The 14283-nt window shown below is 39.1% G+C and carries 16 protein-coding genes; 9 read left to right on the top strand and 7 right to left on the bottom strand.

What is annotated here, in order from left to right:
• Nucleotides 1–90: 90 nt before the first annotated feature.
• From SB717_RS12500 to SB717_RS12485, 4 genes are all read left to right on the top strand, one after another.
• Nucleotides 91–918 (top strand): AraC family transcriptional regulator, encoded by an 828-nt coding sequence (locus SB717_RS12500; protein ID WP_114895170.1) that lies wholly within the window; start codon nucleotides 91–93, stop codon nucleotides 916–918.
• Between the two features lie 146 nt (nucleotides 919–1064).
• Nucleotides 1065–1541, top strand: a complete 477-nt coding sequence (locus SB717_RS12495) for a site-2 protease family protein (RefSeq protein ID WP_028413498.1) — start codon at nucleotides 1065–1067, stop codon at nucleotides 1539–1541.
• A 157-nt stretch (nucleotides 1542–1698) separates the two neighbouring features.
• Nucleotides 1699–2181 carry a GNAT family N-acetyltransferase gene (locus SB717_RS12490; protein WP_074681505.1) on the top strand — a complete coding sequence of 161 codons (483 nt, stop codon included), beginning with the start codon at nucleotides 1699–1701 and terminating at the stop codon, nucleotides 2179–2181.
• 18 nt (nucleotides 2182–2199) lie between these two features.
• Nucleotides 2200–2985 carry an ABC transporter ATP-binding protein gene (locus SB717_RS12485; protein WP_074681503.1) on the top strand — a complete coding sequence of 262 codons (786 nt, stop codon included), beginning with the start codon at nucleotides 2200–2202 and terminating at the stop codon, nucleotides 2983–2985.
• A 1-nt stretch (nucleotide 2986) separates the two neighbouring features.
• Here SB717_RS12485 and SB717_RS12480 read toward each other — a convergent pair whose 3' ends face one another.
• The 3 genes from SB717_RS12480 to SB717_RS12470 form a co-directional block, all read right to left on the bottom strand.
• The gene (locus SB717_RS12480; protein WP_335539395.1) at nucleotides 2987–3181 is read right to left on the bottom strand and encodes a hypothetical protein; all 195 of its coding nucleotides are present in this window, start codon (nucleotides 3179–3181) and stop codon (nucleotides 2987–2989) included.
• Between the two features lie 101 nt (nucleotides 3182–3282).
• Nucleotides 3283–3825: a GNAT family N-acetyltransferase gene (locus SB717_RS12475; RefSeq protein ID WP_410903828.1), complete on the bottom strand. Its 543-nt coding sequence runs from the start codon at nucleotides 3823–3825 to the stop codon at nucleotides 3283–3285.
• Between the two features lie 102 nt (nucleotides 3826–3927).
• The gene (locus SB717_RS12470) at nucleotides 3928–5805 is read right to left on the bottom strand and encodes a terpene cyclase/mutase family protein (RefSeq protein WP_410903827.1); all 1878 of its coding nucleotides are present in this window, start codon (nucleotides 5803–5805) and stop codon (nucleotides 3928–3930) included.
• Between the two features lie 142 nt (nucleotides 5806–5947).
• Between SB717_RS12470 and SB717_RS12465 the strand changes: the two genes are divergently transcribed.
• From SB717_RS12465 to SB717_RS12455, 3 genes are all read left to right on the top strand, one after another.
• A complete protein-coding gene (locus tag SB717_RS12465) occupies nucleotides 5948–6988 on the top strand; it encodes a C45 family autoproteolytic acyltransferase/hydrolase (RefSeq protein WP_410903826.1) in 1041 nt (346 codons plus the stop codon).
• A gap of 11 nt (nucleotides 6989–6999) precedes the next feature.
• Nucleotides 7000–8502 (top strand): NAD(P)H-hydrate dehydratase, encoded by a 1503-nt coding sequence (locus tag SB717_RS12460; protein WP_410903825.1) that lies wholly within the window; start codon nucleotides 7000–7002, stop codon nucleotides 8500–8502.
• 113 nt (nucleotides 8503–8615) lie between these two features.
• On the top strand, nucleotides 8616–8894 hold the full coding sequence (locus SB717_RS12455; RefSeq protein ID WP_223260155.1) for a hypothetical protein: 279 nt from the start codon (nucleotides 8616–8618) through the stop codon (nucleotides 8892–8894).
• 41 nt (nucleotides 8895–8935) lie between these two features.
• On the opposite strand, the gene SB717_RS12450 is transcribed toward SB717_RS12455, so the two are convergent.
• The 3 genes from SB717_RS12450 to SB717_RS12440 all read right to left on the bottom strand — a co-directional run bounded on the left by SB717_RS12450 (nucleotide 8936) and on the right by SB717_RS12440 (nucleotide 11381).
• Nucleotides 8936–9826 carry a PhzF family phenazine biosynthesis isomerase gene (locus SB717_RS12450; protein ID WP_410903824.1) on the bottom strand — a complete coding sequence of 297 codons (891 nt, stop codon included), beginning with the start codon at nucleotides 9824–9826 and terminating at the stop codon, nucleotides 8936–8938.
• A 143-nt stretch (nucleotides 9827–9969) separates the two neighbouring features.
• Complete coding sequence (locus tag SB717_RS12445) at nucleotides 9970–10593, bottom strand: hypothetical protein (RefSeq protein ID WP_410903823.1); 624 nt, start codon at nucleotides 10591–10593, stop codon at nucleotides 9970–9972.
• A 14-nt stretch (nucleotides 10594–10607) separates the two neighbouring features.
• Entirely contained in the window at nucleotides 10608–11381 is a 774-nt protein-coding gene (locus SB717_RS12440) for a sulfite exporter TauE/SafE family protein (RefSeq protein WP_057243735.1), read from the bottom strand.
• A gap of 122 nt (nucleotides 11382–11503) precedes the next feature.
• Here SB717_RS12440 and SB717_RS12435 point away from each other — a divergent pair, with 122 nt between their 5' ends.
• Nucleotides 11504–12271, top strand: coding sequence for a TrmB family transcriptional regulator (locus SB717_RS12435; protein ID WP_057243734.1), 768 nt, complete (start codon nucleotides 11504–11506; stop codon nucleotides 12269–12271).
• A 357-nt stretch (nucleotides 12272–12628) separates the two neighbouring features.
• Here SB717_RS12435 and SB717_RS12430 read toward each other — a convergent pair whose 3' ends face one another.
• Nucleotides 12629–13255, bottom strand: a complete 627-nt coding sequence (locus SB717_RS12430) for an FMN-dependent NADH-azoreductase (RefSeq protein WP_013083009.1) — start codon at nucleotides 13253–13255, stop codon at nucleotides 12629–12631.
• 197 nt (nucleotides 13256–13452) lie between these two features.
• On the opposite strand from SB717_RS12430, the gene SB717_RS12425 reads away from it, so the two are divergent.
• Nucleotides 13453–14172 (top strand): SDR family NAD(P)-dependent oxidoreductase, encoded by a 720-nt coding sequence (locus SB717_RS12425; RefSeq protein WP_410903822.1) that lies wholly within the window; start codon nucleotides 13453–13455, stop codon nucleotides 14170–14172.
• Nucleotides 14173–14283: the final 111 nt, after the last annotated feature.

Raw genomic sequence — 14283 nt, 5'->3', positions numbered from 1 at the left:
TATGAAAATGATAACGTTTTCTGAAAACCTTATCAATCTAATTATTTTCATGATAATATAACTATATTCACATAGAAAGGGGGAAGTAATATGGACCGTATGTACTTTCCGGCTCTTTCAGATGAAGATATGAAACTGCCATTTTATGTTACAAGCGCTGGAAGCTGGAGACATCAAACGCATATTAACCGTCAGGGAGAGTTTCCTGATTATCAATGGATTCAATGTATAAAAGGAAGAGGCGAACTTCGTGTAAATGACGAGGTTTATATTATAAAAGAAAATGAAGGGATGTTTCTGACGCCGCACGTTCCGCACGAATACTACCCCGTTACGAGCGAATGGCAAGTATGCTGGGTTTCTTTTAACGGAAGTGTGATTGATGATATTATGCTTTCTCTTCAATTTATTAATTCGGGAAAAATCGTCCTTACAAATGCTGAAAGTCTTTACAGGATGCTTCAAGAACTAATGAATCGTTTAGAAGAAAATCATACCTCTAGCACCATGCAGTGCTCTGAACTACTATATAGCGTCATTTTAAAACTTCGCCAAGACAGCGTATATATAGAAAGCAAAAGTCGCCTGCAGCAAATTACTCAGCTAAACCCAGTCCTTCGTTATATCGAGGAATACTATCATCAGCCGTTAACGCTAGAAGTACTGGCGCAGCAGCTCAACGTAACGGAGCAGTATACGTGTTTGCTCTTTCAACAATCTCTTGGCATCCGGCCATTTGAATACGTCACGCGCGTGCGGATTCAAAAAGCAAAGAAACTGCTGCTTAAAAACAACCAAATCTCTGTACAAGATATAGCAAGACAAGTAGGGTATGAACATCCAAGCTATTTTATCAAGCGCTTCAAAGAACAGGAAAACGTGACGCCAACTGTTTTTCGGAAAATGTATTTTTCATAAGTTACATACATTGGGTTTTATCTAGGTCACAAGAAATGATATATATACTAGTTATTTCGTATGAGTTTTAAAAAAGAATTTAAATGTAGTTTTAAGTGAAAACGGGGAGGAAAAGTAGAGAGAAGAAACAAAAAGGAGGGATAAACGTGTTTGGGTTAAATGATCTTCCAAAGTTTGTGTGGTCATTCTGTCTTGTATTGCCACTTGTATCATTTGTTCATCAGCTGGGGCATTCCGTCATGGCAATTATTTTCGGAGGGAAGGTCGATTTTACTATTGGGCGGGGGAAAACGATTCTTAAAATGGGGAAGTTTAAAATTAAGTCAGTCTATTTTCTAGACTCGTTTTGTAAATATGAAAATCTTAAAAACGACAGTCGCTTTTCCCATGCAGTGGTGTATGCGGGTGGTGTACTGTTTAATTTACTTACTATTTTTATAATAAATGGATTAATTATGGCTAATATTTTGCCTGAAGATATATTTTGCTATCAGTTTGTTTATTTTTCAGTCTATTATGTTATTTTTTCACTGCTGCCAATTCAGTATACAGAAACATCTGCAAGTGATGGACGTGCTATATATAACGTATTACGATACGGGAAAACGTGTGATCCAGATTAAAGGGCTGTGTTTAGCAGCCTTTTTTGGTGCCTTTTTTCTGTTTCATTTAAATAAAAAAGGAAAACTTTACGAAAAGAAAGTAGTAGCGGATAATAAAGGTATGATGCTATGAAATGGAAGAAAGGAGAGGATTCATACGATTATTGAGACAGAGCGAATGACGCTGCGAGCTATGGCTGAAAGCGATGCAGGTAATTTAATGAAAATCTTTGAAGATGCTGAAACCATGAAGTATTATTCTTCTACTAAAAATGAACAGGACACATATCGCTGGATTCAATGGATGAAGCAGCATTATCAAACATACGGTATCAGTATGTGGATTGCTGAGGATAAACAGAATGGAGAGTTTCTAGGGCAGTGCGGCATGGTTCTTCAAAAAGTGGACGGCAAGGTAGACTCAGAGCTTGGCTATTTATTTTTACGCAGCTGCTGGGGAAAAGGCTATGCGAGTGAAGCAGCAAAAGCTTGCCTAGATTACGGACTTAATACGCTGAAATTTCAGAAGATTATATCTTTAATAGATCCGGCCAATTACCGATCGATTAAAGTAGCTGAAAGAATTGGCATGAAAAAAGAAAAGCAAGTTAACAAATGGGATAAATCATTATTCTTTTATAGTATATATAATGAAAAATGAAAGTAAAGGAGTGTTAGCATGATCAACATTAAGAACGTTTCGGTAAAACGAGCAGAAAAAGAAATTTTAAAAAGCGTGTCGTGGTCAGTGGAAAAAGGGGAACACTGGTGTTTGCTTGGATTGAATGGTTCTGGAAAAACGACGCTTTTAAATATCATCAACGGATATATCTGGCCTACAAAAGGTGAGGTAGAAGTTCTTTCAAGGAAATTTGGAGAAACAAATCTCTCTGAGCTCAGAAAAGAAATTGGATGGGTAAGCTCTTCGCTTCAACAGCGGTTTCGAGATGACGATACGGTTGTAGAAATGATTTTAAGCGGAAAATTTGCATCTATTGGGTTATATGAACAAGTGGAGCAAAAAGATATGAACCAAGCCATAGAATTAATGAAGCTGCTAAATTGTGAAGATTTACAAAATCAGGCCTACGGAACACTTTCTCAAGGAGAGCGCCAGCGAGTGCTAATTGCCCGAGCTCTTATGGCTTCACCAAAGCTTTTAATACTTGATGAGCCATGTACAGGTCTAGATATAATGGCCCGAGAACAGCTTCTTCAGCTGATTGCAAAAATGGCAGATCAGCCAAAAGCTCCTACGCTTATTTATGTTACTCACCATGTAGAAGAAATTTTGCCTTGCTTTACCCATACGCTCTGTATGCGCCAAGGAGAAGTGTTTTCTTCTGGAAAAACGAAAGACCAGCTCACTGAGCCGCATCTTTCTAAATTTTTTAATCACTCCGTAGAGATTCAGCAGCAGAAGGAACGCACTTGGCTGTCATTAAAAGAACCGGTAAAAAGCTGAGTCAGCGTCGAGAAACTCTCTTACATACCATGGGAAAAAGAGCGCTGCTTGCAATTGAAACAAGCTCATTGTGGAGATAATGTTTACATGCCACATAAATAGTGGTGCTGCAAATAATATCAATTAGTAAAAAAGCAGCAATGTCATGTTTATCAATGGTTACAAATACAAAAGAAGAGGAATCATAAGTTGTCATCGTTGGCTCCTTTGGTTATATCGTTATGTTACTTTATTCACAAAAGGCTTGGGCTATACGAACTTTTAAAGAAGTACGATGATGACAGCTGGTTCTCTTCTCTAAAGCTGATAATACTCTTGTTCGAGTATACTCATGATAAGATCTGTCTGAAATGCTTCTTCAATAAAAGCACCTTCACGCTCTATTCCTTCTTTTACAAAACCGCATTTTTCATAACAAGCAATGGCTCTATGGTTGTATTCGAGCACTCGTAAATCGACTCTATGCAAGTGAAGGTGTTCAAATGCGTGCGCAAGTACCAATTTTGTAACTTCAGTACCGAGCCCTTGATTCCAAACGGAAGAATCAAATAAACCAATTGCATACCGTGCGCGCCGGTCGTATTCGTTAACGGTCAGCCGGGCTTCTCCAACAAAGCGCTGCTGATATTCAATACACCAATTCAGCTTTTGAGACTTTATGTACTCGACGTGCCGCTTGGCATCTTGTAATGTAAGAGGTTTTAAGTTTCGGGTATCGCCTCCGTACATGCGAATAAGTTCTTTTGTTTGCTTGCATGCTAAATAGTCATTTACATCGCTGTCTTTTGGTTTTCTTAGTATCACGTTTTTTCCTTTTAAAAGTGGTGAAACATTATTCATTTGATGCATCCTTTCTTTCCTAACATTAAAAAGGTATTCCACTTGTTTCCTAAAAAAACCTGCTTTTATATATAAAAAGAAACAGCTATAGGCGCTGTTTCTTTACGAAGAATGTTTTTTTGCGTAGTGGGCAAGTGCAAGAAGAGGAAAAATATCATTGTAGCTGTGGTACTGAATATAAAATTGTCCAGGAAGACCAATTCCCGTGGGATAATGAATTTGCTGCTCGGTAAGATTTGGATTCAGTAAAAATTTAATTCCTTTTTCAACGGCTCGATCTTTTAACGGACATATTGTCATTAAAGCATCGAGAGCCCAAGCCGTTTGAGAAGGAGTGCTAAAGGCTAAAGGCACATATTTTTTTAAAGAAGCGCTATAGCATGATTCTCCGAATCCGCCGTCTTCTTGTTGAATGCTTTTGAGCCAATTGATGGCTTTGATGATACGCGGATCAGAAGCAGAAATTCCTACAGCACGGAGTCCCGTAATAGCGGCCCACGTTCCGTAAATGTAGCAAACACCCCACCGCCCGTACCAGCTCCCGTTATCCAACTGATGATCGAACAGCCATTTTACTGCAGCTTTAATCGAAGGATGGGATTTATTCATACCGGCAAAGTTTCCGAGGCACTCAAGCACTCGACCGGTTAAATCGGCAGTAGCCGGATCCGTCGCTGCATCTTTTGCATTTTCAAGCGGCAGATAAGTAAATAAAATAGAGTCGGTATTTTTTTCAAATGCAGCAAAACCCCCGTCTTTGTTTTGCATGGACAACAACCAGTTAATGCCTCTTTGCCAAGACTCCAAATAATCTGTATCGGTTTGCGCTCTTCTAGAAAGAGCTCTGATAGCAGCAGACGTGTCGTCTAAGTCAGGGTTATTCGTATTAATATCGGAAAATCCCCAGCCTCCAGGTGCTGTATTTGGATTATGAAACTGCCAGTCTCCAAGCTTTGTATGCTGTCTTTTCTTTAAGTAGCGAGTTGTGCCTTTAATCATGGGATCTTGCTGCGGTACACCTGCTTCTTGTAGAGCGTAAGAGAGCAGAGCGGTATCCCAAACGGTTGACGTGGAGTTTTCTACGTGCACGTGGCCGCCGCATGTACTAAGTAGTGAACAAATACCGTCAATTGCTTTTTGAACTACAAATGAATCTTTTTTATAGCCAAGAGCCAAAAGACCGTAAATCATAAAAAAAGTAGAGGTGGCGTAGCTGTAGAGTGTACCATCTTTTTCGATTCTTTCCAGCATGTAACGCTCGGCTGCTTGATAACCAAGCTTGTGGATGTAAGAAGGTAAAGAAGCCAGCTGTTTTAAATGGTCGACTAAAAAAATAGAAGCGCGTGATTCTTGAGCCGTTTCATCCGATTCCTGTTTCTGTTCTCTTACATCTAAATGAGAAAGAGAAGGTGTGTGCCTAGAAGTAAGTGAAAATTTCTTGTTTCCCGCTACCATCATCGGAACGAAGTGAATTCTGGCATAGGTGCTCAATTCATAAAAATTAAGCGGTACATAGGTAGGCACGAGCAAAAGAGAAAGCGGGAGGTAAAATAGCTTTGGCCACTCGTATAAGCCGTTAACACAAAGCATCCATCTTGTGAGAAAATGAGCGCGAGAAATGCCTCCTGAGTCTATAATATATCTTTCTGCTTTTCGCAAAATCCGGTCGTTTTTTTGGTAATAGCCTGAATATAAAAGAGCTGTATAAGCTTGAATAGTGGCGGATAAGTTATGTTCTTCATCATCAAACAATGTCCAAAGACCATCTTCATTTTGAAGGGAAACGATCCGTTCGGTTAATTGTTTAATCAACACTTCTTTATCTAAATCAAAGGTGCGAAGAAGCATAATTAAAAACGCATCAGGCATGACGCCTGTTTCAAAACAGTAGCGAAATGACCCGTCATTTTTTTGTGTTGGGCGCAGATAGGCGATTCTTCGCTGAATCTCTAGCTGAACTTCCTTTAGCAATATGATCACCTCTTATGATAATGCTTTTCAATCTTTCGACCTGTTTCTTTATAACTGTATTCAAAGGAAGAGAGTTCTATGAGAAGAGAAAGTTGCAAAGAATAGAGCGCTTGCTGCACAATAAAGGTACTGGAAAATTGGAGTGATAGAAGTGAAAGAAATACAGGTAGAAGTTATTCAAGGGCGAGGCTCTTACCGAGAGCTTGGTAAAATGCAAGGGGAATTACATAAAGGGACAAAGCTGTTTGAAAATCATCAAAAAAGAAGAAAACGTTCATTACGAAGCTATCAAACGATAGCAAAAGAAGCTCGTCATTATTACGACTTATTTGCTCCCGGACTGTGGGATGAGCTAGTGGGCTTAGCAGAAGGCTTAGATTGGCCTCTTGAAGACGTTATACATGAGTACAGCGGGTATCAGCAAGAGTGGAAGAAAACGGGATGTTCTGCTCTTATGCAGCACGGCGTGTATGTGCGAAACTACGATTATCATCCTAAAACGTACGAAGGTCGATTTTTGCTTTTTCAGCCAAATGAAGGATATGCAAGCGTCGGGTTTGGGACGAGAATGATTGGGCGAATGGATGGAATGAACGAAAAAGGATTAGCAATTGGCTATCATTTTGTTAATCGCCGCCGTCAAACGAACGGATTTATTTGCTGTACGCTCGCTCGGTTTATTTTAGAAACATGCGAAACGACAGAAGAGGCTATTGCTATTTTAGAAAGGGCACCCCATCGTCATGCGTTTAATTATTCCATTTATGACCGCAGCGGACAGGGAGCAGTAGTCGAAGCATCTGGACGAGGGGTTCATGTACAAAGAGGAACGATGATGGGGTGTACGAACCATTTTAATCAGCTGGTCGAAGAAAATCGTCATCATTTGGTAGAGTCAAGGGAAAGGCTCGATCATATTCGAGATCATATTGAAAAAAAGCTATCGCCTCTTGAAGCTTTCTCTTTATTTAATGAAGATGAATACGGTATTTTTAAAGAAGATTACCGGAATTCTGCTGGAACTCTTCATACAGTGGCGTATGTACCGGAGACATTGCAAGTTATTGTGGGGATTGGACGAAAAGCAAAGCCTCTTATTTTCTCGTTTGAAGATTGGGTGAAAGGAGAACAATTAACTATAACGAAAATAAAAGGAACGGTAAATACAGACGAACCATTTCCGTTTCAGTAAGGGGCAGCATAATGAGAATTGTAACGAATCAAGAGATGTATCAAGTAGATGATTATATGATGAATACAATTGGGATGAGTGAAGAGTCCCTTATGGAAAATGCCGGGCGGGCTGCTGCAAACGTGCTGAGTGAGCGAATCGAAAAATATGAAAAAATAGGGCTGCTTATAGGAACAGGAAACAACGGAGGAGACGGCTTTGTTATTGCCCGTGCTTTGAAGTCAAAGGGCTATGAAGTTGACGTCTGGGTAGTTCCTGCACGGGAAAAAATAAAAGACGCAGCTCAAAAAGCAATGATCATCTATGAAAATGCTGGATTCGCGTGGCAATCGGTGGGAGACAACTTCTCTGTGAAAAAGTATACGGTCCTTATTGATTGTTTATTAGGTATAGGCGTAAAAGGCAGCATTAAATCTCCTTACGATGACATTATAAAAAAAATAAACGACTCTAATGCTTACATATACAGCATCGATGTCCCAAGTGGAGTAATGGAACAGAAGCAAGAGCTTACGGTACGTGCAGATGCTACGATTACGCTTCAACAGCCAAAAATCACGGCATTTACATACCCGAGCAAAGAAAGCTACGGTGAATTGATTGTAGTAGATATCGGTATTCCGCCGCTAGCAATTGAAAAAAGCTCATCTCTTAAAGAGATATGGTCAACTCAGCATATTAAACAATCTTTTCCCATTCGGAATGCTTCGTCCAATAAAGGTACGCATGGAAAAGGAATCGTAATAGGGGGTTCACTCCAAACACCCGGAGCGCCAATGCTAACGTCAAAAGCAGCACTCACAAGCGGAGCAGGGCTTTTAACTCTTGCGCTTCCGAGTGATATTCATGCGATTGCAGCTGCTCACATGTTGGAAGTGATGTACAAGCCATGTCCAAGCAAAGATGGCTTTTTTGCAGGCGAGATTCCTTTAGAAGAAGCAAAGTATGATGCAATTGCAGTGGGACCGGGGCTTGGGAGAACGAAAGAAACCAAGAAAGTTGTCGAGCAAGTGCTTCAACAGCCGGTTTCTGTTGTAATCGACGCAGATGCTCTTTTTCATCTGCCAGATTTGATGAAAGAAGTAAAAGAAAGAGAACACGCAACGATTTTAACACCTCATCCGGGAGAAATGGCTAGACTCGTGGATACATCAATCTCAGAAGTAGAAGAAAATCGATTTTTAATATCTAGACAATACGCAGTGGAAAATGGTGTGTACCTTGTATTAAAAGGTCCAAATACGATTGTTACAACACCTGACGGAAAACAATATGTAAATACCACTGGAAACGCAGGACTTGCGAAAGGCGGAACGGGTGACACGTTAACAGGGATCATCCTCGCTTTTATCATGCAGCATGATTCTCTTCAAGAAGCAATAAGCAATGCGGTATATGTTCATGGAAAAGCAGCGGATGTGCTGCTCGATCAGGGGCATACAATGATAGATATGTTAGCAAGCGACGTTATTTCTGCACTTCCGGCAGTCTTCGGGCAGCTGAATGAGAAGTAATTTCTTCTAGATTATTAAAGTTTGTTGACAAAATCCTTCAAAAAGTTGTCAAAACTCTGTGTAAATGATAACGTTATTTTACGTAAGATTTTACATAGAAAGAAAGTGATGTTGTGTACTACTCAATGAGACCAAGAGGCATTCATTTAGCTGTGCCTACACTTTTCTTCCTTATTACAGTCGTGTTATTTGCGATGATGCAGTTTGGTTTTTATTTGGATTCCAGCATTCTTCGTAAAATTTGGGTCATCATTATGGCTTTATTGCCCATTGCTGGACTAATCACGGCTATTAAAGGTAGAAGAGGAAGCGCAAAGCCGTGGTTAATTATAGGGAACGTGATTCTTATTTTAACCGTTACAATAATGAGCGTACAGGCTATTATTTATTAAACAAAAAAAACGTGTTCGCCAAACAGGCGGACACGTTTTTATTAAGAAAGAGAAACGATTTGCTTTGTTACATAGGCAGCTTCTCCTGCGATTACCACACCATACGTATTCTCTTTTTTTGTAATTTCTACATGAACGAATCCATCTCTATCTATTTCCTGTCCTTGCTCAATCACAAATTGCCAGCGATCGTTTTTTTGCTGATCCACATATCTCGCATAATAGGCGCCCATCACGCCAGAAGCTGTTCCAGTTACAGCATCTTCTACCGTACCCGAAAATGGTGAAGAGAAATGTCTTCCGTGCATATGAGCTCCTGAGTGAATCGTTTCAAAACAAAAGGGATGAATAGATGCTTTTGGCATATCTGTTAATATGTGAGGGAAATCTTCTTGATTAGGCTTCATCTTTTTACAGGCATCTAAACTTTTTAAAGGTACAATAAGCGTCCAGTTCCCTGTACTTCCATATACAATAGGAAGTCTTTGATCAAGGTCATCAATATGAAGATTAAGAGCTTTTGCCAGTTTTTCTTTTGAACCTGAAAACGGATGAAACTGCGGAGAGGCTTGACTCATGGTGATAACAGGTTGTCCGTTTCTATTCTGTACAGTCATCGGCAAAATTCCAGCATTTGTTTCCACTGTAAATGTAGTTTTTGGAAGTTTGTTTTTACTGTATAAAGCATAAAGAGAAGCGACGGTCGCATGACCGCACAAATCTGCTTCTTGTCCGGGTGTAAAATATCGAATTCGCAAATCAGCGCGGGAAGACTTCATGATAAAAGCCGTTTCGTTAAACTGTACTTGATAAGCAATCATCTGCATTTCTTCAGCTGAAAAATCATCTCCGTTAAACACAATTCCTGCAGGGTTTCCTTTATTAGGGCGCGTACTGAACGCATCGTATTGATAAACAATCGCTTCTTTCATAGAAATTACCTCCATTTTTATATCATTGTATGAAAGCTTTAACCAGTGTTATTAAATGATCGGCTATTAAAATAGTGAAGTGCCTAAACGTTATTCAGAATAAAAAAACAGCAGTTTGACCTGCTGCTTTCCACTTCGCAAAACTATTCTTGCATCGCGGCATTTATTCCTTCTTTTCTAACTTCCAGCATATGAGTAGCTTTTTTATCAATATCTTTAGCTGTATCGGAAGAAATGACGCCTACGCTGCTTAAGTCATAGGCAAGACTTGTAACAAGCAGCTGCTCTCTTTGTGCTGGTGTACCGTATGTAAGTGCAGCGGTTTTAGCTTGAATGCCACTCATATTTAATTCATCAGTAGAAGATGCTGCTTCTTTTTTTGTGGCTGTTGTTTCTTGATAAAGAGAATCATAACCTCCAAAACCCACTTGGGCAACTAGAAAATTATAAATGTCATCGGCCGATTTTTTAGAAGGCTGGGAAAAAGCTCTTTGAAATTTATTGCGCGGTAAAAAGTTTAGTGCCGCCTGTCTTCCGTCTTCATAAATTTTTTCTTGTATTTCTTTCGTCGCTTTTTCGTCGTTTTTTTTCTGCGCTGCATCTAGCTGTTTGCGATATTTTTGAATAATGACTCCGTCCTGCTGATTGTTTCCCTCTTTGAAAGTAGCCGCGGCTTTTGGAACATCTGACGTTGCTAGAGTCTCAGCAGCGTTCTCTGAAGCAGAAAAAAACGTATTTTTGACAAAAATAAGTGCAAAGATCAGCAAAATAAACCATTGATCTATTTGTACTGATTCACATAATCGAATATGTTTTTGCTAATAAGGCTTAAAGTGACAAGGATAAAAAGCGATCTGACGTACGTCACGCCTTTTGATAGAGCGACATTTGACCCGACAAAAGAACCTACGATCATGGCAAACCCCATAATTAATCCGTAAGAAAATACAACAGAATCGAAATATAAAAACACAAGCAAAGCACCTAAGTTACTGCCGAAATTTAAAAATTTTGCGCTGCCTGCTGACTGCAGGAAATCAAACCCCATAAATAAAAAAGCAAATAAAATAAATGAACCTGTGCCTGCTCCTAAAAATCCATCGTAAAAGCCAATAATAAAAATAAGTGCGGTAAAGAAAATAAGTTTCTTAATAGACAGCGGCTTATACGTAGACGTGGTGCCCCAGTTTTTTTTGAAGATTGTATAAATAGCAACTAAAACAAGGAGAATCAAAATAACAGGTTTCAAAAAAGCAGAGGATAGAAAATGAACGGTGATTGAACCTCCTAAAGAACCAATAAATACAAAAGGAAACCATTTACCTACGACGCGAAAGTCGACTTTTCCGGATTTTACAAATCGAATGGTACTCGTTAATACGCCCATCGTTCCGGCTAATTTATTTGTAGCTAAGGCAGCAGCGGGAGGCAGGCCTAAAAATAAAAGAGCAGGCGTTGAAATTAAACCGCCTCCGCCAACTACAGAGTCAATGAATGCGGCTAAAAAACCAAATAGTAAAAGCAAAAGAACAATCTGTAAACTTAATTCTTCCATAAAGCACCTTCCTCATGTCATAATATATAGTGACTACTTAAATAGTAACTATATAAAAAGCAGTTGTAAATATGTAAATGATAAAAATTTCAAATAACTTAAAAAACAGGGAGGTTTCCTTTATGGAAAATATTATTCAGCAGCTGCAGTCGCTTGGATTTAATCAGTACGAATCAAAAGTATATGTGACGCTTGTCAAAAAAGGATCTTCCACTGCTTATAGTATTAGTAAACATTCAGGTGTGCCAAGAGCGCGTGTATACGATATTTTACAAACACTAGAGGAAAAAGGCATGGTGTTAAAAGAAGAGAGTAATGATGGCACCCAGTACACGTCGTTGCCCGTCGATGCTTTTTTGCATTCGCTGCAAAAAAAATGGAACGAAACGTATGAAGACGTTAGCGAAACGCTTAAACGTCTTGAAGCTGCAGAGTCTATAGAAGAAAGCCGGGTTATGACGATGAAAGGAGAAACAGCCATTCTTGCTTTTTGTGAGTCGCTATTGTTAAAAGCAAAAAATAAAATTGTCATCTCGCTTTGGCCCGATATTTATAATGAATTGAAGCCTCTTTTATTACAGCTAAGGGAGAGCGTCACACTAAAAGGAATTGTGTTTGAACAAGATGAAGCGATGGAGGAATTTGACCGGCACCGCCATACAAGCTATACCGAAAACATTGGGAATCAAAACTGGTTTATTATATCTGTTGACAGCAGTGAAATGATTTATGGTCATAAAGAAATGGCGTACTATACAAATAACGCAGTCAACATTAATTTACTTGAAAATTATATTTGGCATGATATTCTCGTTAACAGACTTGTAGAAAAAAGTGATAGAGAAATGGACAGGTGGATCGAAAAGGAAAGAGAAAGTTTTTTTGCGTAGAAAAGAGACTTAGACATAACGAAATCACTTCCATCGAAAGACGAACAAACGGGATAAATGATCCAGTATGAATGGTTTGTTACATCGCAGTTAATTTCCGTGCAAGGCTTTGCTTTCCGCGGGCGGCCGATGAGCCTCCTCGTCGCTTACGCGCCTGTGGGGTCTCATCTGTTCCACTTTTCCCGCAGGAGTCTTCGCCTTGCCCTCCAATTAACTACTGGAAGCAGCCACCATGCATGAAAGCTACGTTCATCTTACCAACAGAAAAATCCGAACAAAGTTGATGCTCCATTAAGGGTCTCGAGTCTTCGTTCGGATCTTCCTTCAATTAAAATATTTTGTTACAGCCTCTTTATATTAAAAAGTTTGGGCAAGTTTTTTTGCTTCTGCTATTCCTTTTTCTTTAATTTCTTGAGCTTTATCTGGCATTGCGTTATGCCCTTCCACAAAAATGCCGTCTAACGAAGGTACTCCGAAGAAATTCATCATAATCCCAATATAACGATGCCCCATTTCCATATCAGCTGCAGGACCTTCAGAATAAATGCCTCCGCGCGCTTGAATATGAAGCGCTTTTTTATCCGTTAATAGCCCAACCGGACCCTCTGCCGTGTATTTAAATGACTTACCCGCTACGGCTACAGAGTCTAAATAGGCTTTCATAACCGGTGGAAACGAAAAGTTCCACATAGGCGTTACAAAAACATATTTGTCCGCTGATACAAACTGTTCGCTCAATTCTGCAAGGCGATTGACTTTCTCCTGTTCATGAGAGGAAAGTTCAGAGCCAGACTGAAGTTTGCCCCAGCCGCTAAATACATCCGCATCAATATGAGGGATATTTTCTTTATAAAGGTCAATATGTACAACTTCGTCACTTGAATTGTGCTCTTTGTAAGCATCGATAAATGCTTTTCCAGTTGCCATACTGAATGATTGAGACTCATCGTGAGGATGAGCTGTAATATAAAGTACTTTTGCCACGTCTTATCATCTCTTTCTTGTTTGAAATAATGTACTTTCTTATCGTTATCACTCGTATAAAAAACTATACGCGCTTTGTCAGGTAAGCTAAAAAAGAACGCAAAAAAGGGATGTCTATATAGAAAATAATGGTACAATAAATATTTGAATATTTACATAACAAGTATGTCTAACAGAAGTGAATAAGAGGTGTCGAGATGAAAGAAAAATGGATAATCGTTACGGGTGCAGGTTCTGGAATTGGCAAAGAAATTGTGAAAGAGTGTGTGTCGAAGGGCTATTCAGTTATTGCTTGTGATATTAACGATGGAGCTTTGAAACAGCTAGCTGAAGATACAAAGGGCCATATTGAAACACACGTAGTAGATGTTAAAAAAGGAAACGATGTAAAAGATCTTTTTTATCAAATAAAAGATAAAAGTTTGTATGGGTTAGTTAATAATGCAGGCGTGTATTTAGGGAAAAATTTATTGGACTATGAAGAAAATGAAATAGATTTTGTAATGGATATTAATATTAAAGGATATGTTTATTTCTCCAAGTACTTTGGCGAATTATTAATGAAAAAGGAAATAGAAGGAGCGATTATCAATATATCCTCCGTGTCAGGAATGGAAGGAAGCTCCGATGCTATATATGGAATGTCTAAAGCAGCAATACTAGGATTAACCAAGAGCTGTGCGATGAATTTTTCTCCTTATATCCGGGTGAACGCCGTAGCACCTACAATGGTAAATACCGATATGATGAAAAATATTCCAGATTGGCGCAAAAATGAATACATCGCTCATCAGCTGATTCCAAGCTTTGTTACGCCTCAAGACGTGGCAGATACGGTTCTTTTTTTACTGAGCCCTCAAGCAAAACATTATACAGGAGCCACCTTCGATTTAAATAGCGGATGTTATTTACGATAAATTATCTTTTAAACGAGCAATCCATATCAGTTTATTAATCCGATTTGCTCGTCTTTAGATTGGGTTAATTCCGTTATGTCCCATCCTCCTTTTTGTTTTCTTAAGAATTCT

Origin of the sequence: Priestia sp. SIMBA_032, from assembly GCF_046535215.1 — a bacterium.
Lineage (GTDB): Bacteria > Bacillota > Bacilli > Bacillales > Bacillaceae_H > Priestia > Priestia aryabhattai.
The sequence above is the reverse complement of the archived record's forward strand: the minus strand, read 5'-3'. Positions and strand labels throughout refer to the sequence as shown.